This window comes from Pseudomonas sp. BGA-UO-ETr-WB11 (genome assembly GCF_059567785.1).
The window spans coordinates 136,124-157,691 of record NZ_JCAQOS010000007.1 but is presented as its reverse complement, the minus strand read 5'-3'; the positions used below and the strand labels follow the sequence as shown (position 1 = coordinate 157,691).

The window sequence follows — 21,568 nt, the reverse complement described above, 5'->3', positions numbered from 1 at the left end:
CTTACTGCAGTAACGAAAAAAATATTGCGACAATAAAATGTCGCCAAAACGTCACTGCAAACACCCTCTAAACGGCCGATTGACATTTCCCTAGCCCAAGGCCCACTGACCACCAAATTCTCATCACGCACAGGCTGCAAGCCACGCATTACGTAACGACTAAATAAAACAATGTGCTGCTTTACGCTGCCTGCATAAGATTTTTTCGGCATATCACTTGTTACAAAGTTTTCTTAGATGAACGAAAAGATGTTCTTAGCTGTGTAGTTACAAGCCTGAATCAGCTGAACAGGCGAAATCGTCAATTACTTGGCGACAGGAATAAAACAGCTTCCAAGGAGACTGACTTCATGCGCCGTCCGAACCTTATCTGCAGCAGCATCGCGCTCGCCGTGAGCTGCACATCCGCCCACGCCATGACCCTGACCGAGGCCATTCAAAGCACGGTCGAAAACCACCCGCAGATCCAGGCCAGCCAGAACGCGCGCCTGTCTGCCGACGAGGAAGTCAAAGTAGCCAAGGGCGGCTACCTGCCGAGCGTCGATGTGCTCGCGGGTTACGGTCGGCAGAACTCCGACACACCAAGCACCCGTGCGTTGTCGCCGGGCAGCCACAACAAAGAAACCCTGACCTACGGCACCTCAGAGCTGCGCTTGCGGCAAATGCTGTTTGACGGATTCAACACCCCCAACGAAGTGGCGCGCACTGAAGCGGTCGTTAACTCGCGGGCCTATTACACCCTCGGTACCGCCGAGGCGCTGGCCTTGCGTACCATCGAGGTCTACCTCGACGTGCTCAAGCGCCGCGAAATGGTCACCCTGGCCACCAATAACCTGCAGGCGCACTTGCGCATGCATGATCAGATCCGCCTGCGCAGCGACCAAGGCGTGGGCCGCACGGCCGACTCCGACCAGGCCGAAGCGCGCTTGGCCCTGGCCCAGAACAACCTCTACACCGAGCAGGTCAATTTGGCCGATGCCGAGGCCAGCTTTCTCAGTGTTACCGGTCGCCCCGCCGACGACCTGGCCTCTCCCGCCAGCATCAAAAGCGCCATGCCGACCGACATCAACAGCGCTCGCCAAAGCGTGGCCAGCAACAACCCATTGCTGAAATCCGCGCAAGCCGATGTGCAGGCCGCCGAGAAGCAATACGAATCGGCCAAATCCCCCTTCTACCCACGCTTCGATGCCGAGTTGGCCACCAATGCGGACAACGATGTCTCAGGTGAAAACGGCCATTCCAACGGCTGGCGTGCCGGCGTGTCGATGAACTACAACCTGTTCAACGGCATGCGTGACAAGGCTCGCCTGCAGTCATCGGCCTACAAAATCAACGAGGCCATGGACATCCGCAACAACGCCCTGCGTGAACTCAACGAGAACCTCGCCCTGGCCTGGAACGCCATGGACAACGCCCGCCTGCAAACGCCCAAAGCCCGTGACTATGCGGACTACTCCGCACGTGTGCGCGAGGCCTACCAACAGCAATTCACCCTGGGCCAGCGCACCTTGCTGGATCTGCTCGACAGTGAAAACGAGCTGTTCACCGCCAACCGTCGCTATACCGAGGTGCGCTACACCGAAGAGTTCTCCATGTACCGGGTGATAGCGGCCACCGGCGCCCTGCTGCAGCAACAGAACATTGTCGTACCGACGGAAGCCGTTGCCCTCAGCGATGTGCAAAACCAGGCCAGCCTGCCGGAGATGAAGTAACCCGGCCTGATGGCTGACGCGCGGCAACCGCCAAGACGCAACACCGCATAAGCTCTGCCGGCTAATCGGCCGGGAAACGCAATGCAAAGGAGTAGTTGCCATTGACGACCATGGAGCGGCCTGGACCGGTGGGAGATCCGCGGCTTAGCCACGACGATCCACTACTGGATGGCCTATTGATCCTGTGCAGGCTGCACGACTGCCCTGCCAGTCGCGCCAGCCTGACTGCCGGCTTGCCCTTGCCCGAGCAACGCCTGTCAGCCGAATTGCTGCCTCGCGCAGCGGCCCGCGCAGGCTTGCAGGGTCGCTTGTTGCGGCGCGAACTCAGCGCCATCTCCAGTCTGAACCTGCCCGTATTGCTGCTGCTTAAAAACGGCCGCAGCAGCGTTCTGAGCCGCTGGGGCGACAATCAGCAAGCCCTGGTACTGCCCTGCGAAACCGATGGCGGCGAGCAGTGGGTCAGCCGCGAGGAACTCACCGAGGCCTACAGCGGCCAGGCCCTGTTCGCCCGCCCGCGCCACGAGCTGGAAGAGGCCCGCAAGCCACTGGTACCGCGGGTAGAAGCCTGGTTTCGCGACACCCTGAAACTCTCCCGCGGCCTGTATGGCGATGCCTTGCTGGCCAGCCTGCTGGTCAACCTGCTGGGCCTGATGGTGCCGCTGTTCGTGATGCAAACCTACGACCGCGTGGTGCCCAACCAGGCCTTGTCGACGCTATGGGTGCTGGTCATCGGCCTGTTTATTGGCACCGCGTTCGAGCTGCTCTTACGGGTATTACGGGCCCATCTGCTGGATACCGCCGGCAAAAAGACCGACGTGGTCCTGTCAGCCACCTTGTTCGAACGCATCACCGGCATGTCGATGAGTGCTCGCCCTGCCACGGTTGGCGGTTTTGCCCAGAGCATTCATGACTTCCAGGGCCTGCGCGAGTTCCTCACGGCGGTCACCCTGACCAGCCTGATCGACCTGCCCTTCACCATCCTGATGTTGCTGGTTATCGGCCTACTCGGCGGCCCCCTGGTCATAATCCCAATCTTGGCATTCCCAATAACAGCCCTGTTTGCCTTCATCATCCAAAGCCGCTTGCGCGACACCGTACAACGCAGCCTCACCCTCGGCGCCGCCCGGCAGGCCTTGCTGATCGAAACCCTCGGCGGCCTGGAAACCCTCAAAGCCTGCAGTGCCGAAAGCGAGCGCCAGCACAAATGGGAAAGCACCCACGGCGCCCTCGCACGACTGGACAGCCACTCACGACTGCTGGCAGCCGTGGCCATGAACGGCACCCTGTTCCTCCAGCAAGTAGCGGGTATGGCCACCATCGTCGTCGGTGTGTACAGCATCACCGCAGGCACGCTTAGCGTCGGTGCATTGGTCGCCTGCTACATGCTCGGCAGTCGGGTCTTGGCACCGCTGGGGCAAATTGCCGGGCTGATCACCCGTTACCAGCAAGCTCAACTGACGATGAAAAGCACCGACGCCCTGATGAGCCTGCCCCAGGAGCGTCAGGCCAAACAGCGTCCCCTGGAACGCACCCACCTGAAAGGTGCCCTGGATGTACGCCAGGTCAGCTTCAGCTATCCCGGCCAAAGCACCCCGGCGCTGGCCAATATCAGCCTGCGCATGAAGGCCGGCGAGCACATCGGCATCATCGGCCGCAGCGGCTCGGGTAAAAGTACCCTGGCACGCCTGGTGATGGGCTTCTACCCACCGGCAGAAGGTCAACTGCTACTGGACGGCCTCGACCTGCGGCAACTGGACGTTGCCGACCTGCGTCACCAGATCGGCTATGTCGCCCACGACCTACCTCTGCTGGCCGGCAGCCTGCGCGAAAATCTGACCCTCGGCGCCCGCTATGTCAGCGACGAGCGCATGCTCGAAGTCGCGGAAATGACCGGCGTCGGCGATCTCGCCCGGCAACATCCGCAAGGCTTCGACCGCCCCGTGGGTGAGCGCGGCCAATTACTCTCCGGCGGTCAACGCCAAGCCGTACTGATGGCCCGCGCACTGCTGCTGGACCCGCCAATTTTGCTGTTTGATGAGCCCACCAGCGCCATGGACAACACCAGCGAGGAAATCCTGCGCAACCGCCTGCATATCTGGGCCAAGAACAAGACCCTGCTGCTGATCACCCACCGCACCTCCATGCTCAGCCTGGTGGACAGCCTGATCGTGCTGGATAACGGTCATATTGTTGCTGACGGCCCCAAAGAAGCTGTCATCGAAGCCCTGCGCAAGGGCCGTGTCGGCCCTGCCGCCGTCTAGGGTCTGTTGCCATTTCATTCATGGCCGCGCCGGAGCCGGTTTTTGCGCGAGGCAAGGCGCGAGGAGTGTGATTGGTTGTTCCAAATAAGCGACGAGTAACGCCGACTCGCACAAAAACCGGCCCGGCCCTTCGGGTTGCGCGAGAAATGGCCCCCGCTGTTGTTGCAGGACTTGATAAGGGAATGACCATTATCTGCGTCCTGCGCCTAACCGGGGACCATTTTTCGCGGCAACGCGGCTCACGATGAAACGGCAACAGACCCTAGGATGCTCATGATGGAACTCAGCCAGTCGTTGCGCGAATACGTCACTCAGTGGCGGCAAAAGCCCGACACCGAGTTTATGCCCGAGGTGGACGGCACCCTGCTGGAGGACTCACCGACCCTGGCGCGTATCACCGTATGGCTGGTTAGCCTGCTGCTTCTAGTGGCGTTGATATGGGCCAAGTTTGCGGTACTGGAAGAAGTCACCATGGGCGAAGGCAAGGCCATTCCGTCGAGCAAGATTCAGGTCATTCAGAACCTGGAAGGCGGCATCGTTGCCGAGATTTTCGTCCGCGAAGGGCAGTTGGTGAATAAGGGCGATGTGCTGCTACGTCTGGATGACACCCGCTTTCTCTCCAACCGCGGTGAAAGCGATGCCGACCGCATGGCCCTCACCGCCCGCCTGGAACGCCTGCAGGCGGAAGCCGAAGGCCGCCCTCTGGAGATGCCCGCTGAAATCACCCTGAAGGCACCGCAATTGGTCGAGGACGAGTTGGCCCTGTACAACTCGCGCCAGGACCGACTGCACAGCGAACAACGCACCCTCAACGAGCAACTGCGGCAAAAAACCCAGGAACTGGCGGAATTCAGCTCCAAACAGCAGCAATACCGCTCCAGCCTTGGCTTGATCCAGCAGGAGTTGAACATGTCGCAACCGCTGGTCAGCAGCGGCGCCATTTCCGAAGTGGAGATTCTCCGTTTACGTCGCAGTGCCGTGGAAATGCGTGGCTCACTGGACGCCACCACCCTGGCCATCCCACGGGCGCAGGCGGGCATCAGCGAAATCAAAAGCAAGATGGAGGAGTCTGAGCTGGCGTTTCGCTCTGATGCCTTCAAAGAGCTCAACGAGGTGCGCACCGAACTGCAAAAAATCACCGCCAGCAGCCTGGCCATCGAGGACCGCGTTAGCCGCACCACCGTGCAATCGCCGGTGCACGGCATCATCAAACAACTCAAGGTCAACACCATCGGTGGCGTGGTCCAGCCTGGTAGCGATCTGCTGGAAATCGTGCCGTTGGAAGACAACCTACTGATCGAGGCCAAGGTCCGCCCGCAAGACGTGGCCTTCCTGCATCCTGGGCAAAAAGCCATGGTCAAGTTCAGCGCCTACGACTACACCATTTACGGCGGTCTCAAGGCCAATCTCGAGCTGATCAGCGCCGACACCATCACCGACGAAGAAGGCAACAGCTTCTACCTAATCCAGGTGCGCACCGACAAAAACCACCTCGGCAGCGACGCTCATCCACTGCTGATTATCCCCGGCATGATCGCCACGGTAGACATCATCACCGGCGAAAAAAGCGTCCTCGACTACCTGCTCAAGCCAGTGCTTAAAGCGCGCTCCGAAGCCCTGCGCGAACGTTAAGCGGACGCAGGGGCCCGACCATGATTGCGCTGATAAGTGGTCTCGCCCATGGCCGCAATCTGCCCGTCGATCAGCGCCTCAAACGGTTGCAGCAAGGCCGCGAACGAGTGCGGCCTTTCCAACGCCTCCAGCGCCACGACGATGGCCTCCAGGGTCGACAAGGCGCCGGCCATCGGTGCCTTGCGCAGGCGGTAGCGCGACTCCAGCCCCGCAGGCAGACACACTCGCGGCAATGCCGCCAATAAGGGATTGAGGTACAGCAGTTTGCGCGCCTTGCGCCAGGTGCCATCCGGCACCACCAGCAACAGTGGGCGCTCCTGAGCGCTGATGGCCATGCTGGCCAGCGGCTGCGCGTCGTCGCCGGGAAACAACAGGCACGCCTGATACGCAGGGTCAGCCAGCCAGCTCGCCAAGTCGGCAAATTGCTCGCCCACCTGCAACTCGCCATTGACCAGGCCCAGGGCCGCCAGGCGCGCCGTGTTCAAGGCATGCCGGCTTTCCTCCGGGTGCTGCAAAATCAACACCCGCGTACGGCTCTGCAGCTGCGGTATCAGGGCACACAAACAATGACTGTGGGGCCGTTGGCAGCGCCCGCAGCGTGCACGCGCCGCGACATCAGACATGCTCAGACCGCATCGCCCTTGCGTCGATAAGGGAACACGTCGATCACCTTGCCCTCACGAATGGCGGTCTGCAGCCCTTGCCAGTACTCGGAGGTAAACAGGTCGCCATGCAACTGATTGAACAGCCGACGCTGGCGAATATCGACAAACAGGAACGGCGGGAACTCCTCCGGGAACACATCCAGCGGCCCTACCGAGTACCACGGCTCGGATGACATTTCGTCTTCCGGGTAGCGGGCCTGGGGGATCTTGCGGAAGTTCACTTCGGTCAGGTAGCAAATTTCGTCGTAGTCATAGAACACCACGCGGCCGTGACGGGTGACGCCGAAGTTCTTCAGTAGCATGTCGCCGGGGAAGATATTGGCCGCCGCCAATTGCTTGATGGCCAGACCGTACTCCTCCAGCGCATCCCGTACCTGGGCCTCGTTGGCGTGCTCCAAGTAGATGTTCAGCGGCGTCATGCGCCGCTCGGTCCAGCAGTGGCGCACCAGCACCACATCACCCTCGACCTGTACCGTAGACGGCGCCACTTCCAGCAACTCGGCCAGGCACTCGGGGTCGAACTTGCTCAGCGGGAAGCGGAAGTCGGCAAATTCCTGGGTATCGGCCATGCGCCCGACGCGGTCGACGCTTTTCACCATGCGGTATTTCTCCAACACGGTGGCACGGTCGACGTTCTTCGACGGCGAGAAACGGTCCTTGATGATTTTGAATACGGTATTGAAGCCCGGCAGGGTGAACACGCTCATGACCATGCCGCGCACGCCCGGCGCCATGATGAATTTGTCATCCACATTGGCCAGGTGGTTGATCAGCGCGCGATAGAACTCCGACTTGCCATGCTTGTAGAAGCCGATCGAGGTGTACAGCTCAGCAATGTGCTTGCCCGGCATGATGCGCCGCAAAAAGCCAATGAACTCCGCCGGATAGCCGACCCGTACCATGAAGTAGGAACGGGTGAAGGAGAAGATGATCGACACCTCTGCCTCGTCGGTAATCAGCGCGTCCACCTGGATGCCCTGGCCCTCGCGGTGCAGGAAGGGAATCACCAGCGGCCACTGCTCATCACGGGTGAAGATACGCCCCACCACATAAGCACCCTTGTTGCGGTACAGGCGCGAGGCGAACAGCTCGATGCACAGCTCCGGGTCCTTGCACACCCAGTCCGGCAGGTTCTGCCGCAACTGGCTGAGCACATGGCCAAGGTCACGCTCTAGGTCCTCATAAGGCACCTCGAAGCGGTAATCCTCGAACAACTGGCGCAGTGCCGTCTCCAGGTCGCCCTGGGGGTGATACTGACGCACCTGCGGCGCCCGCTCGTTGACCCGCAGCGCCGGGCGCGTGGTGTGGATAAACATGCAGCCGTCGCTGATCTGATCGTGCTTGAACAGGCCGCAAAAAATCGAGTTAAACCAGGTTTCCGCCAGCTCGTCGTCAAAACGCAGATCGATCAGGGCGATATAGGCGCTCTTCACCAGCGGCCATTGGCTGACATCCAGCAGCACCTCGTCGACGTGGGCCTGGTGCAAAAGCTCACTCACCTCGGCGACTTTCTCTTCGTACAAGTTAATCCGCGCGGCCGATGCCTGCTGGATTTCCTGCCACTGCGCCTGCTCGAAACGTACTCGCGCGCCATTGGTGATCTGGCGGAAGTGCTCGCGGTAATCGTCAAAGCCTTCGAGGATAAGCTTGGCGATATTGCCGGCCGGCCATTGCTGTGGCATGAGAAAGCCTCTACGCGGAGAAAAGAAAGAGTGGCGAGCTTAGAGTCTGTTGCCGCTTGATCGCAAGCCAGGTTGCCGCGATTGAAACGGCATAGGCCCTACGCCAGCTGCCGGGCACGCAGGTAAGCCTCGATAAACTCGATAAACGCCTGCACTTTGCGCGTGGCGCGGCGGTGACTGGGGTACATGGCGAGGATCAGCGGGCCGAAGGCATCCGGGGCGATCTGGTAGTCGGGCAGCACCTGCACCAACCGGCCGCTGGCTAGCAAAGGCTGCACACTCCAATGCGGACAATCGAGCACGCCCTGGCCGGCCAGACAGGCCGCCAGCAGCAGGTCGTAGTTATCGCTGCTCAAACGCCCCAGGGGAAGCAGAGTAAAGGTTTGCTCATTGAGGCTCAGGCGCCAGCGCCGGTCGAGCACCACATGCTCGTAAATCAGCGCCTGATGGCTGAGCAGATCATTGGCTACCTGCGGCGTGCCGCAACGCTGCAGATACTCAGGGCTGGCGCACAGCAGGATACGACTGGCCGCCAGCGGCTTGACGATCATCCCAGGCAAGTCGCCACGGCCTTCGCGCAGGGCTAGATCGATACCCGCCTCCAGCAGATCGACATAATCGTCGCAGAGATTGACCTGCAGTTTCAGTTGCGGGTGTTCAGCCATAAACGCCGCGCAGGCCTCATTGAAAAACGCTGGGCCGAAGGCCAGCGGTGCCGTCAGACGCAGGGTGCCGTGCAGGCTGTGCTGCAACTGGCCAATCTCCTCGCCGGCCTCACGTAGGCTGGCCAGCACTTGTCGGGCTGTGTCCAGGTACAGCAAGCCGGCCTCAGTCAGCACCAGGCGCCGGGTCGAGCGCTCGAACAGCCGCGCGCCCAGTTCGTCTTCTAGATGGCCAACCGCCTTGGTCAGCGCCGACGGGGTCTTGCCCAACTGTTCAGCCGCACGACTGAAACTGCCCAGTTCGGCGGTGACGACAAACATATTGAGGGCACTGAGCTTGTCCATTTATTCCTCTGCGGCACAGCCATGACGATTAACCAAGAGTAGCGCGGCGCAGGGACTGAATCCTAGCCAGATATTCTTGCCATTCAGGCACAGCAAAACTCAGGCATAACCCCGTTCGCGCAGGAAGGCTTCGAGGAACTGGATAAATACCTGGACCTTGTGGGTCGCCCGTCGATGGCTCGGGTAGACGGCCAGGATGTGCACACCGAATGCATCCGGATCGAGCTCACAATCGCTCATCAGGCGCACCAGGCGGCCATCGGCCAGGTACGGTGCGGCGCTCCACCAGGGCGTGATCAACAGGCCAGCGCCGGCCACTGCGTTGGCCAGGAGAAAGTCGTAGTTGTCGCTGAGGATGCGTGGCACTGGCTGCTCAATGCGCATCACCTGCTCGGCCTGACGAAAGGTCCAGTAATGGCGGCTGAGTGCCGGGTGCTTGTACATCAGCCACTCATGTTCGCCCAAGGTCGCCGGCGTCACTGGCAATGGCTGACGCGCCAGGTAGGCCGGGCTGGCACTCAGAACAATGCGGTTGCTGCCCACCGGCCGGGCAATCAGGCCAGGAATGTCGCAGGCGCCTTCATGCAGGATCAGGTCGTGGCCGCTTTCGAGGATGAACTGGTCGTTGTCACTCAAGTCCACCTGCAAACGCAGCTGCGGGTGCGCCAGGCAGAACGCCGCACAGACATCGGCCAGAAACGCCGGGCCAAAGGCCAGCGCCGCCGAGATGCGCAACTCGCCATGCAGGCCGTGCTGCATCTGGCCGATTTCCTCGCTGGCATTGTTCAGGCAATTCAGGGCTTCGCGCGCAGCCTGGGCATACAGGCGCCCGGCTTCGGTCAATTGCATGCGCCGAGTGGTGCGTTCGAACAGGCGGATGCCCTGCTCTTCCTCCAGCGCTGCAATGGATTTGGCCACGGCCGACGGAGTCTTGCCCAGCTGCTCGGCGGCGCGGCTAAAGCTGTTCTGCTCGACCACACACACCAGCGTGGTCAGCGCGTTGAATTTATCCACCATTGACTCCCAACAGGAACAAAAGTTGTGCCCGAACCGGGCATTCCGCTGCCAGACGAACTTGCTTAGTCTCGCAGCAAGCCCAATAAAAACAAGGGAGTCACCATGAAACGGTTTATTCCAAGCCTGCTCAGCGCTGCGCTGGCTTGTGCCTCACTGGAATCGATGGCCGCCGCCGATTTGATCCTCACCAACGCCAAGGTGTTTACCGGCGAACCCGGCCAGGCCTTGCAACAGGCCGTGGCGGTGGAGGACGGCAAAATCCTCCAGGTTGGCAGCAATGCCGCGATCAACGCCCTGGCCGACGCCAAGACCCAGCGGATCGACCTGGCCGGCAAGGTGCTGATGCCCGGCATGATCGACACCCACAGCCATCCGGTCATGGGGGCTATGGCCAGCATGGGGGCCAACCTGTATGACGAAGTGAAACCACTGGCAGAGCTTGAGCAGTGGATCATCGAGCAGGACAACGCTGGGCATGCACGCCACGCTGACGTAATCCTGATTGACGGCGCGAGTTCGGCCTATTGGGAGCAAAGCGCTGAAATTGGCAAGATCTTCAACCAGGGTCGCTGGGCCGACCAACCGGTAGTGCTCAACGGCATCGACGGGCACACCGGCTGGGCCAACAATGCCATGCTCAAACGGGTCAAGATCGACGCCGCCCTGGTGAAGAGCCTGCCCGAGAAAGAGCAAAACTATTTCGGCCATGCAGCCGACTTCACCCCTAACGGCTATTTAGCTGAGAACGCTTGGGACCGGGTACGCAGCCAACTGCCAGCGCCTAGCCACGAATTCATGCTCGATGCGACCCGTGAAGCGGTGAAACTTAACAATCAGGTTGGCGTGACCGCCTGGATGGACGCTGCCGCCAATGCCGGCCTCGGTGATTCGGTATTCGAGTTAATCCCAACCGATACGACCACCGGCGTTCTGCCGCTGTACCGCACGCTCGCCGAAAACGGCGAACTCAGTGCCCACGTCGCCGCCCTGATGATCGCCAACCCGAAGAGCAAGCCGGCCGATCTAGCCGTGATCGACAAGGTCGTGCAGCAGTTCAAGGGCGTGCCCAACCTGAGCTTCCCCGGCATCAAGATCTTTGCCGACGGGGTTATGGAGTTCCCCGGGCAGACCGCGGCGGTGATCGATCCGTTTAAAAACAGCCTCAAGCGCGGCGAGCTGCTGATCGACCCGGCCAACTTTGGCCAGCTGGTAGCCGCGGCAGAGAAACGCGACTGGATCGTACATATGCACGCCGTCGGTGACCGCGCGGTGCGTGAAACGCTGAACGGCGTGGAATACGCACGCAAGCTCAACCCAACCCCTATGCCGCACAGCATCAGCCACCTGCAACTGGTCAACCCGAAGGAGTTTCCACGCTTCAAGGAACTTGGCGTGATCGCCTCCATGCAGTTGCTGTGGGCCACTGCGGAGAGCTACACCGAGGAACTGGTCAAGCCTTACGTCAGCGCCATGACCTACAGCCACCAGTATCCCGCCCAATCGCTGCACAAGGCCGGCGCCACCATTGCCGGCGCCAGCGACTGGCCGGTGTCCAGCCCCAACCCATGGAACGCCATCGCCCAGGCCAGCACCCGTAAAGGTCCGCTGGGCGTCCTGAATGCCAAGGAAAGCATCGACCGCGAAACCATGTTCTACGCCTACACCCTGAATGCAGCCAAGGCTCTGCGCCTGGACCAGCAAATCGGCTCCCTGGCACCCGGCAAGCAAGCCGACCTGATCGTCCTCGACCGTGACGTGTTCAAGGTCAGCGATGCCGAGTTGTTCGACACCCAGGTGCTCGAAACCTTCTTTGCCGGCAAGTCGGTGTACCGCGCCGAAGCCACGCCCGCTGTTGCCCAGGCGCAGTAACAGCAAAAACCAAGGCTATGGCCTCACGCCGTAGGAGCGGCTTCAGCCGCGATGCTTTCAAGGCAAACGGCATCGCGGATAAATCCGCTCCTACACAAGCCCAATGGCGCCCTCAACCCAGAACGTGAACAGCGGCAAAACAAAGTCGCTGCCGCCCTCTCGGCAGTAACGCTGTAACGCCGTTACCGCCGGGTCGGGCGCAGCCTCACCCCACGCCCCGCACAAACATAAAAATAGGGATGTACACATGAACCGATTGATCGCTCTCGCCCTCGCCAGCTTGGCGCTCGCGCCCCTCTGCGCCCAAGCCATCGACATCAATGAGCAGTTCAGCCTGCTCGTCACCCCCACCCTGGTCAGCGACTACCGCGCCAGCGGCATCTCGCAAACCCTCGGCGACCCGGCGGCCCAGCTCAACGTGATGCTCAGTCACGCCAGCGGCCTGTATGCCGGGGTCTGGACCTCCAATGTCGACTTTGGCCATGATGATCAAGCCCGCCAGGAACTTGAGTATTTCGCCGGTTACTACTGGCAGATCAGCGACGCCATCAGCCTCGACGCCTGGTACACCCAATATGATTTCTCCGGCGCGAGCCAATACAACCAAAGTGATGTCCAGGCCACTCTGGACGCCTACGGCGTACTGCTGGGGGCTAAATACGCCAGCAACGTAAAAGGCCCAGACTACGAAGATGAAAACGGCAACTGGCACACCGGCGCCCAGAACGAAGACCTAGCCTCGGCCTTTATCGGTTACCGCACGCTGCTGCCGGCCGAGATCGGCTTCGAAGCCCGCTATGAATATGTCGATTACAAGGACGAGGCGTTCTGGAACAGCGACTTCAGCAGCAGTCGCTCCGACTACCGCGATTGGGAAGTCAAGTTGACCCGCGACCTGCTCGGCGTGAGCTGGGGCCTGAGCTATATCGACACCGACCTGTCAAAAGCCGAATGCCTGAACTTTATGGGGTACGACGACGTCTGCAGCGCAACCCTGGTGGCTAGCGCCAGCAAGACTTTCTAACCCCCATCCGCGAAGGGCTGGCTGGACGGCTAATGTGGCGATAGGCGGTTGATGATACGTATATCGCCACAAAATCGCGGCATACGCCGTTCGCGGTCGAGACCGCTCCCACAAAAATTGCGCCTGACGCAAACCCTGTGGGAGCGGCCTTGGCCGCGAATCCAGGCGACTCGGTGACGCAGCCGAGCCAGTGGCGCGGTGCGCTGCTGATGAAACGTATAACCGTCACGAACCCGTATGGGCACAGGTCTTGTGTTTCAAACAGCGTCAAACATAAGACCCTCCGACTACGAAACTGCATTATTGTCAGCACCGCGGCCAAACACATACGCATTGCCTTGGCCGCCATTGCCACCAACAATGGTCGGCCTACTCCGCTTGCGAGCTTGTGCCGTGTCCACCTCTGCTTATCTGCGCCTGATCGGCCTTGCCGCCATCTGGGGTGCCAGCTTCCTGTTTATGCGCGTGGCGGCCCCGGTGCTTGGCGCCGTGCCGACCGCGTTCTTTCGCGTGATACTGGCGGGGCTCGGCCTGTTCGCCTTGCTTCTGGTACTGAGCGTAAAGCTGGATTTTCACGGCAAATTCAAACAGGTGCTGCTGCTCGGAGTGATCAACTCCGGCGTGCCGGCGCTGATGTACACCCTCGCCGCCCTGGTGTTGCCAGCCGGCTACTCAGCCATTTTCAACGCCACCACGCCGCTGATGGGCACGCTCATCGGTGCCCTGTTTTTTGCCGAGCGCATGACCTTGAACAAAGGCCTTGGGGTGTTTCTTGGCCTGTTCGGGGTGGCTGTGCTAACCCGCACCGGACCGTTGGCGTTTAGCCTGGAATTGCTATGGGGCGCCCTGGCCTGCCTGCTTGCCACCACCTGTTATGGCTTTGCTGGCTTCCTCGCGCGGCGTTGGCTGGACCAGCAAGGCGGCCTCGACAGTCGCCTGTCGGCCTTTGGCAGCATGCTCGGCGCCAGTCTGTTCCTGCTGCCGCTGTTTGCCTGGACGCTGTGGCAGCAACCACCGGCCAGCTGGGGCGGGCTTAACGTCTGGCTGTCACTGCTGGGCCTGGGGCTGCTCTGCACGGCGCTGGCCTATGTGTTGTATTTCCAGCTGCTGAGCGATATCGGCCCACTGAAATCCATGGCCGTGACCTTTCTGATTCCGCCATTCGGGGTGTTCTGGGGGGTGTTATTGCTCGATGAGCCGCTGTCGTGGGCCTATCTGTACGGTGGCGCACTGATTCTGCTGGCCCTGTATCTGGTGCTTAAGCCCGCCGTTGCAGCGGAGCACCCGCGCGCCGCCTAAGACGACGCGCGAGAATCACCTTCACTCGCCGCAGGGCGGCTCGCCCGGCAGGGTTGGCGGATGTTCCAACAAGTCCCTGGACAGGGCCTCGCCAGCCATCTGCCGCTCCTTGCCCAACTGCTCCACCAGGGTGTCGCGCAGCTCGACCACGTCGGCATCGCCGGCACTGGCGGCCAGGTTCAGCCAGGCATAGGCCTGCACCGGATCCTTAGGCAACCCGTAACCGATCACCTGCAAGGCGCCCAGACGCGACTGCGCCTCGCTATTGCCCTGCTTGGCCGCCAGCAACCAGCACTGAGCGGCGCGGCGATAGCGGGTGTCGTCGTAATAGCGCTGCGCCAGGCTATTGGCCGCCAGCACCGAGCCCTGACGCACGGCTGAACGCAGCCAGCGCTCACCATCCTGACCGGACAACAGCTCGCCCAGGCGGAACTGCGCCTCTGGCATACCGGCTACTGCAGCCTGTTCCAGCAGGTACAGGCCTTCGCTCTGGCGACCCGCGTCGAGCGCCTTGAGACCATTCAGATAGTCGTCCGTGGCCGACGCCTGGACGGTGCCGCTCAGCAGCACCGCCAATCCATACACAAGGGTTTTTCTCACTGAACCATTTCCTGTTCGGTAAACAGCCCGTCGAACAGCATGCTCGACAGGTAACGCTCGCCGGAGTCCGGCAGGATCACCACGATGGTTTTGCCCTGCATCTGTGGTTCGCTGGCTATACGGACGGCTGCCGCCATCGCCGCGCCACAGGAAATCCCGCACAAAATGCCTTCTTCGCGCATCAGGCGCAGGGCCGTGGCCTTGGCATCGTCATCGCTCACCAGTTCAACCCGGTCAACAATGCTCAGATCGAGGTTCTTCGGTACAAAGCCGGCACCAATGCCCTGGATCTTATGCGGCGCAGGCTTGAGCTCGTGCCCAGCGCGGGCCTGGGTGATCACCGGTGAAGTGATCGGCTCGACGGCCACGGAAACAATCGCCTTGCCCTGCACATGTTTGAAATAACGCGAAATGCCGGTGATGGTACCGCCCGTGCCGACGCCAGCCACCAACATATCGACGTTGCCGTCGGTGTCATTCCAGATTTCCGGGCCGGTGGTTTTTTCATGGATCGCCGGGTTCGCAGGGTTCTCGAACTGCTGCGGCAGGAAGTACTTGCTCGGGTCGCTGTTAGCGATTTCCGTGGCCTTGTCGATGGCGCCCTTCATGCCCTTGGTCGGCTCGGTCAGCACCAGCTCGGCGCCCAGGCCCTTGAGCACTTTGCGCCGCTCCAGGCTCATGGACGAAGGCATGGTCAGCAGCAGCTTGTAGCCCTTGGCGGCTGCCACGAAGGCCAGACCGATGCCGGTATTGCCCGAGGTTGGCTCAACAATGGTCATGCCCGGTTTGAGCACGCCGCGCTCCTCAGCATCCCAAATCATGTTGGCGCCGATCCGGCACTTGACCGAATAAGCCGGGTTGCGACCCTCGATCTTGGCCAGAATGGTTACCCCAGGCGGGCCCAGGCGATTGATCCGCACCAGCGGGGTATTACCGATGGCTTGTGCGTTATCTGCATAAATGCGGCTCATAACGAAGTCCTCCTGTCTGCGTCGCTGATAATCAACCAAGCCTAAGGTGCCGGCTTGAGGCCGTCTAGTCGCTGGGAGCTGTTTCCGCTTCAGCGCAGGCACCATGGACACACAATGAGCGGGGAATGAAACGCTAACACCCTTCAACCCAGAGTTTGCTGACTCGTCATTCAGTGACTGAATGCTGCGTCTGCGTTCACAGGCCACTAGCCCGCGCGTTATAGTCGGCTTTTCCAATACTGTACTGTCCAGTTTCGCCGCTGGCTTTAGCGTCCGAGGTTTCCCCATGAAGTTCGAAGGTACCCAGTCCTACGTCGCCACCGACGATCTCAAGCTGGCGGTCAATGCAGCCATCACCCTGCAACGCCCGCTGCTGGTCAAGGGCGAGCCTGGCACCGGCAAGACCATGCTGGCCGAGCAACTGGCCGAGTCCTTTGGCGCCAAGCTGATCACCTGGCACATCAAGTCCACCACCAAGGCCCACCAGGGCCTGTACGAGTACGACGCGGTAAGCCGCCTACGCGACTCGCAGCTGGATTCGGACAAGGTCCACGACGTACGCAACTACATCAAGAAGGGCAAATTGTGGGAAGCCTTCGAGTCCGAAGAGCGGGTCATCCTGCTGATCGACGAGATCGACAAGGCCGACATCGAGTTCCCTAACGACCTGCTGCAAGAACTCGACAAGATGGAGTTCTACGTTTACGAGACCAACGAGACGATCAAAGCCAAAGTACGGCCGATCATCATCATCACCTCGAACAACGAAAAAGAGCTGCCGGACGCCTTCCTGCGCCGCTGCTTCTTCCACTACATCGCCTTCCCCGATCGCGGCACCCTGCAAAAGATCGTCGACGTGCACTACCCCAACATCAAGAAAGACCTGGTGGCCGAAGCCCTCGACGTATTCTTCGACGTGCGCAAAGTGCCAGGCCTGAAGAAAAAGCCTTCCACCAGCGAACTGGTTGACTGGCTCAAGCTGCTGATGGCCGACAACATCGGCGAAGCGGTACTGCGCGAACGCGATCCGACCAAGGCCATCCCGCCACTGGCCGGCGCCCTGGTGAAGAACGAGCAGGATGTAATGCTGCTTGAGCGCCTGGCGTTTATGAGCCGTCGCGGTAGTCGCTGATTGCCTCCCCTCTCCCATTCATGGGAGAGGGGCCGGGGGAGAGGGTATCAGCGACCGCGCGTCGCCTGCCCCCACCCTCTCCCTAGCCCTCTCCCCCAAGGGAGAGGGGATTGTCACCTGTTTCCCGGAGGGCAACTTATATGCTGCTCAACCTGTTCAACGAAATGCGTGCCGCCAAGGTACCGGTGTCGGTGCGCGAGCTGCTTGATCTGCTCAATGCGCTCAAGCACAACGTCGTGTTCGCCGACATGGACGAGTTCTACTTCCTTGCCCGCGCCATTCTGGTCAAGGACGAACGCCATTTCGACAAGTTCGACCGCGCGTTCGGCGCCTACTTCAAGGGCCTGGAAAACCTCAACCAGCACATCGAGGCGTTGATCCCCGATGAATGGCTGCGCAAAGAATTCGAGCGCTCCCTGACCGACGAAGAGCGCGCCCGGATCGAGTCTCTCGGCGGCCTCGACAAGCTGATCGAGGAGTTCAAGAAGCGCCTCGAAGAGCAAAAGGAACGCCACGAAGGCGGCAACAAGTGGATCGGCACCGGCGGCACCAGCCCGTTCGGCTCCGGTGGCTACAACCCGGAAGGCATCCGCGTCGGCGACGCCGGCAAGCGCCAGGGCAAAGCAGTCAAGGTCTGGGACCAGCGCGAGTACAAAAACCTCGACGACCAAGTCGAGCTGGGCACGCGCAACATCAAGGTCGCCCTGCGTCGCCTGCGCAAGTTTGCCCGCCAAGGCGCCCAGGATGAGCTCGATCTGGACGGCACCATCGACTTCACCGCCCGCGACGGCGGCCTGCTGAATATCCAGATGCGTCCGGAGCGCCGCAATGCGGTCAAATTGCTGATCCTGTTCGACATCGGCGGCTCCATGGACGCCCACGTCAAGGTTTGCGAAGAGCTGTTCAGCGCCTGCAAGACCGAGTTCAAGCACCTGGAGTACTTCTACTTCCACAACTGCGTGTACGAGTCGGTGTGGAAGAACAACCTGCGCCGCACCTCGGAGCGCTTCTCCACCCTCGACCTGCTGCACAAGTACGGCGCCGACTACAAAGTGGTGTTCGTCGGCGACGCAGCCATGGCCCCCTACGAAATCACCCAGGCCGGCGGCAGCGTCGAACACTGGAACGAAGAGCCGGGCTACCTGTGGATCAAGCGTTTTATGGAGAAGTACAAAAAGCTTATCTGGATCAACCCCTACCCCAAGGACACCTGGAACTACACCGCCTCGACCAACATCATGCGCGAACTGGTGGAAGATCAGATGTACCCGCTGACACTGAGCGGGCTGGAAGAAGGGATGCGGTTTCTTTCCAAGTAAACCAAGTGCAATAAATAACGGGCCCAAGTGGGCCCGTTATTTATTGGTTTTAGATCATGCGCAAGGATCGGAAAGGCTACGGAATTTATAGCCTGCCTAGGCCATGCACTTCAGGGATATGACTGGCTGTGATCGGCCAAGAGCGGACATACTTGGCTAGTATTTGCGCAAGGATATTTAGCAGAAAAATTAGGGGTAGATAACTATCCGCGCGGTAGGGTCAAGTAACCTGTCTTCCGATTGCTCTTTGTTAGCCTCCGACAAGGAGGAAAAACAGCGCAACACTACGCTTTGTCTCGGCCCCCCAAAAGGGTCGACCCAAGCGGAGCAAACACCCACTGCAGGTGAACAGCTCTCCCGCTTGTAGTCGAAGGTTTGCCAGACCCCTGGTTGCTGTACCGCGACTTTCTGCACGAACTTCTTGGTTATTTCTATCAGTTGCTGGGACGATGCGTTTGTACTCGGATCATTGAATACAGTGGACAGCGCGTCCGGATTTTTTTGGTAATCATTGGACATAAGGTACACATAACAAAACTCCAAAATAGTTGGATCTGTGCTCTTTGCTGAAGCAGGGGCAGTGATCTCTTCCTTCGCAATTAAACGGGCATGCATTGCAGGCGAGGATGTGACTGCTTGTGCGCTTATTCCTGCTGGAATGGCTAGGATCAACTCATGATTGACGCGATTACGCCACACGCTCAAGGGCGCCTTGTAGCCAGAGCGCAACTTTCCGGCAATCGCCATGAAATCGCTGGGTTCGTTGATCAGTTGCCCAGATAAATCCTGAATGACGTCCATGGGCTTGATCCCTGCCTTGGCCGCCGGGCTATCCGGTGTGACGCTGACAACCCAGGCACCATTCGTATCATTGAGGCCCAGAGCCTTGACCAATTCGGGACTAAGACTTTCAAGAGTAAGGCCTAGATTGTCGGCCGCCTGACTCCTGCTGGCTGTTGGTACGGGGGCGAGTATTTCCGGCGCGACAGATGGCGATGATGGCGAAGGGTCCGTTTCCGAGTCGTCAGAAAGAACTGGCACAACGACCATAGTTGCGACGGCAACTGTCCCTAAAGCAGCCACTGTCCCTGAGTCCACGCCTGGCATCATCGACCCCGCTATTGCGCCCATCGTGGCCAGTTCTCCTAGACCTCCATCGGAGGCACAGCCATTGATGCCTGAAAAGCAGCAGGCTATGGCGAAATAGCGGGCTGACTTCGAGATGTCTATGAGCATTTAAATCACCAAGGTAATGAAACATACGCGCTCGTATCTATTGGCATAATGGCAATTTCGACATGATTTTGTATATCAACTGTTAACGGTTGTTGGCCTAAATCTTTTTGCAGCATGCGGTCGGCCCGCACAGCGAAAGGAGGCGCATCGACGGCGCGGGTCGCCGCAGACTTAGTAGCTAATCAGGCGTGAGTGCTTCAAGTAAATGTCCGCTCCTGGCCGACTTTTGCCAGTCGTCACCAGCAGCGATGGGTCGATAACAGCCAAGCTTCATAGGGGCTGGAGCCTGGAAACAGGCCAGCCCGAAGGCCACCCAACTCAACCACCAATTAACGCCAATGGCGCGACTGCACCTGCCGGCTGCGACCCAGGCCGGCCAGGGCAGCGAGGGTCAGCAGCGTACCTTCTACCAACCAGGCCAGCAGCAAACCGCAGCTGAGGCCCCAGGCGATGGCTTGGGGGGCCAGCAAGACTTGGTAGCTGTAGCCGTTGTAGGTTTCTTCCAGCAGTGGCCGGTCGGCTGCGGTGATCAGGTGCCAGACGCGCTGATACCAGGCGCCCTGCATAGCCCACCATTCGGCCTCCAGCTGCGCATCACGGCTGACCAGGGCGGCCACGCTCTGGCCGTCGCTGCGCATCACGGGGTCGTCACTCACCCGGTAATGGGCCACCAGTGCGTCCAGATCGCCCTTGAAGAACTTCTGTGCAGTCGCGCGAAAGCCCTTGAGGCTCTGCTGTGCTTCCAGCCGGTGGGCCTCCAGGCGCTGGCTGTAATCGGTGATAAACCCTGGCACCTGCACACCCACCAGCAAGCCAAAGGTAAACACCAACAAACGTAGATAGCTGCGCAACATATTCCTCTCCCTGAAGTTTTCGGACGGCGTTACACGCTGCCATCGGCAATGCATTCACCACGGCGCCACAGGCGCCACTCGCCTGAGCGCATCAGCATCCAGGCCTCGTTGCTGGTCAGTGGCGCCGTGGCCAGCACAGTGACCACATCATTGGGCGAGGTTTCCGCCTGGAAATCCACGGTCAGCTCGGCATCGGTCAGGCAGGCCGGGCCAAAAGGTGCCCGGCGGGTGATATAGGCCAGCTTGGTCGAGCAAAAACTGAACAGCCAGTCACCGTTGCTGAGCAGGCAGTTGAACACACCCTGGCTGCGGTAGTGCGCGCAGGCCTGCACCAGCACCGGCAAGAGCATCTCCACCGTCACCGGCTCGGGGAACGCCTGGCGCACGCGGTTGAGCAGATCGCAAAAGGCTGCCTCACTGTCGGTATCGCCCACCGCCCGGTAGAAGCTCGGCGCGGGAGCGAAATCAGCCAGTTGGCCGTTGTGCGCGAAGCACCAGTTGCGGCCCCAGAGTTCGCGCACGAACGGATGGGTATTGGCCAGGCAGACGTTGCCGACGTTGGCCTGGCGGATATGGCCGATCACTGTTTCGCTCTTGATCGGGTAGCGCTGCACCAGCCGCGCCACCTCGGACTCGACGCTCGCTGCCGGGTCCTGGAACAGGCGCAAACCACGCCCCTCATAGAAGCCGATACCCCAGCCGTCGCGGTGCGGGCCGGTACCGCCGCCGCGCTGCATCAGCCCGGTAAAGCTGAACACGATATCGGTCGGCACATTGGCGCTCATGCCCAGCAGTTCACACATGACTCAACCCTCCGCCTGCAAGGCGCGGCGTAACAACTGGACTTCCCGCTGCAGGCGCGCCTCGATGCGCGTGCGCCCCAGCGGTAGAAAACGCGTGAGAATACGCCACAGCAACGCGGGCACATCGCCACGTCGCCGCGGCAACAGATGCAGGTGCAGATGGGGCACATGCTGATTGGCCACCGGGCCGTCATTGAGCAGCAGATTGATGCCCTGCACGCCCAGTTCCGGGCAGCCATACAGGGCCTTGGTCACCCGTGCGGCCAGCGCCAGCAGAGCATCGCGGGCGGGTACGGACAGATCGCCGAGTAGCGGCGCGTGTTCACGACTGACAATCAGCACATGGGCCGGGCGCAACGGAAAGATATCCAGCAGGACGAGGAAGTGTTCATCCTCATGCAGCAGATGGGCCGGCATCTGGCCGGCGGCGATGGCACAAAACACGCAATTCATGGGCATTCCCTAGCTCGAACAACCCATGCTGA

At 60.5% G+C, this 21,568-nt stretch carries 18 protein-coding genes; 8 read left to right on the top strand and 10 right to left on the bottom strand.

Annotated features, from left to right (window positions below; genetic code table 11):
- The first annotated feature begins 350 nt into the window (after positions 1-350).
- The 3 genes from AC56DI_RS11560 (at position 351) to AC56DI_RS11550 (ending at position 5,605) form a co-directional block, all read left to right on the top strand.
- Positions 351-1,712, top strand: a complete 1,362-nt coding sequence (locus AC56DI_RS11560; RefSeq protein WP_496346288.1) for a TolC family outer membrane protein — start codon at positions 351-353, stop codon at positions 1,710-1,712.
- Between the two features lie 101 nt (positions 1,713-1,813).
- Positions 1,814-3,973 carry a type I secretion system permease/ATPase gene (locus AC56DI_RS11555; protein WP_496346287.1) on the top strand — a complete coding sequence of 720 codons (2,160 nt, stop codon included), beginning with the start codon at positions 1,814-1,816 and terminating at the stop codon, positions 3,971-3,973.
- Positions 3,974-4,249: 276 nt separating this feature from the next.
- A complete protein-coding gene (locus AC56DI_RS11550) occupies positions 4,250-5,605 on the top strand; it encodes an HlyD family type I secretion periplasmic adaptor subunit (protein ID WP_496346648.1) in 1,356 nt (451 codons plus the stop codon).
- On the opposite strand, the gene AC56DI_RS11545 is transcribed toward AC56DI_RS11550, so the two are convergent.
- The 4 genes from AC56DI_RS11545 to AC56DI_RS11530 form a co-directional block, all read right to left on the bottom strand.
- Positions 5,602-6,228 carry a tRNA-uridine aminocarboxypropyltransferase gene (locus tag AC56DI_RS11545; RefSeq protein ID WP_496346286.1) on the bottom strand — a complete coding sequence of 209 codons (627 nt, stop codon included), beginning with the start codon at positions 6,226-6,228 and terminating at the stop codon, positions 5,602-5,604. The two genes, AC56DI_RS11550 and AC56DI_RS11545, sit on opposite strands and share 4 nt — an antisense overlap.
- A 2-nt stretch (positions 6,229-6,230) precedes the next feature.
- The gene (gene aceK, locus AC56DI_RS11540; protein WP_496346285.1) at positions 6,231-7,952 is read right to left on the bottom strand and encodes a bifunctional isocitrate dehydrogenase kinase/phosphatase; all 1,722 of its coding nucleotides are present in this window, start codon (positions 7,950-7,952) and stop codon (positions 6,231-6,233) included.
- Between the two features lie 98 nt (positions 7,953-8,050).
- A complete protein-coding gene (locus AC56DI_RS11535) occupies positions 8,051-8,959 on the bottom strand; it encodes a LysR family transcriptional regulator (RefSeq protein ID WP_496346284.1) in 909 nt (302 codons plus the stop codon).
- A 99-nt stretch (positions 8,960-9,058) separates the two neighbouring features.
- Positions 9,059-9,973, bottom strand: a complete 915-nt coding sequence (locus AC56DI_RS11530) for a LysR family transcriptional regulator (RefSeq protein ID WP_496346283.1) — start codon at positions 9,971-9,973, stop codon at positions 9,059-9,061.
- Positions 9,974-10,078: 105 nt separating this feature from the next.
- Here AC56DI_RS11530 and AC56DI_RS11525 point away from each other — a divergent pair, with 105 nt between their 5' ends.
- The 3 genes from AC56DI_RS11525 to AC56DI_RS11515 all read left to right on the top strand — a co-directional run bounded on the left by AC56DI_RS11525 (position 10,079) and on the right by AC56DI_RS11515 (position 14,168).
- Positions 10,079-11,845, top strand: a complete 1,767-nt coding sequence (locus AC56DI_RS11525) for an amidohydrolase (RefSeq protein WP_496346282.1) — start codon at positions 10,079-10,081, stop codon at positions 11,843-11,845.
- A gap of 247 nt (positions 11,846-12,092) precedes the next feature.
- A complete protein-coding gene (locus AC56DI_RS11520) occupies positions 12,093-12,869 on the top strand; it encodes a TorF family putative porin (protein WP_496346281.1) in 777 nt (258 codons plus the stop codon).
- Positions 12,870-13,262: 393 nt separating this feature from the next.
- Entirely contained in the window at positions 13,263-14,168 is a 906-nt protein-coding gene (locus tag AC56DI_RS11515; protein ID WP_496346280.1) for a DMT family transporter, read from the top strand.
- 21 nt (positions 14,169-14,189) lie between these two features.
- On the opposite strand, the gene AC56DI_RS11510 is transcribed toward AC56DI_RS11515, so the two are convergent.
- Positions 14,190-14,768, bottom strand: a complete 579-nt coding sequence (locus AC56DI_RS11510) for a tetratricopeptide repeat protein (RefSeq protein WP_496346279.1) — start codon at positions 14,766-14,768, stop codon at positions 14,190-14,192.
- Complete coding sequence (cysK, locus tag AC56DI_RS11505) at positions 14,765-15,739, bottom strand: cysteine synthase A (RefSeq protein ID WP_496346278.1); 975 nt, start codon at positions 15,737-15,739, stop codon at positions 14,765-14,767. Before cysK ends, AC56DI_RS11510 begins: the two co-directional genes overlap by 4 nt.
- A gap of 286 nt (positions 15,740-16,025) precedes the next feature.
- Here cysK and AC56DI_RS11500 point away from each other — a divergent pair, with 286 nt between their 5' ends.
- Together AC56DI_RS11500 and AC56DI_RS11495 are read left to right on the top strand one after the other, a co-directional pair.
- A complete protein-coding gene (locus AC56DI_RS11500) occupies positions 16,026-16,871 on the top strand; it encodes an AAA family ATPase (protein WP_496346277.1) in 846 nt (281 codons plus the stop codon).
- 140 nt (positions 16,872-17,011) lie between these two features.
- Positions 17,012-18,190 (top strand): vWA domain-containing protein, encoded by a 1,179-nt coding sequence (locus tag AC56DI_RS11495; protein WP_324522190.1) that lies wholly within the window; start codon positions 17,012-17,014, stop codon positions 18,188-18,190.
- A 189-nt stretch (positions 18,191-18,379) separates the two neighbouring features.
- Here the strand turns inward: AC56DI_RS11495 and AC56DI_RS11490 are convergent, their stop codons facing one another.
- The 4 genes from AC56DI_RS11490 to AC56DI_RS11475 form a co-directional block, all read right to left on the bottom strand.
- Positions 18,380-19,426 carry a PDZ domain-containing protein gene (locus tag AC56DI_RS11490; RefSeq protein ID WP_496346276.1) on the bottom strand — a complete coding sequence of 349 codons (1,047 nt, stop codon included), beginning with the start codon at positions 19,424-19,426 and terminating at the stop codon, positions 18,380-18,382.
- A gap of 329 nt (positions 19,427-19,755) precedes the next feature.
- Positions 19,756-20,280: a DUF2937 family protein gene (locus AC56DI_RS11485; protein ID WP_324522187.1), complete on the bottom strand. Its 525-nt coding sequence runs from the start codon at positions 20,278-20,280 to the stop codon at positions 19,756-19,758.
- Positions 20,281-20,309: 29 nt separating this feature from the next.
- Positions 20,310-21,083, bottom strand: coding sequence for a class II glutamine amidotransferase (locus AC56DI_RS11480; protein WP_496346275.1), 774 nt, complete (start codon positions 21,081-21,083; stop codon positions 20,310-20,312).
- Between the two features lie 3 nt (positions 21,084-21,086).
- Positions 21,087-21,536 (bottom strand): HIT family protein, encoded by a 450-nt coding sequence (locus tag AC56DI_RS11475; RefSeq protein WP_496346274.1) that lies wholly within the window; start codon positions 21,534-21,536, stop codon positions 21,087-21,089.
- Positions 21,537-21,568: the final 32 nt, after the last annotated feature.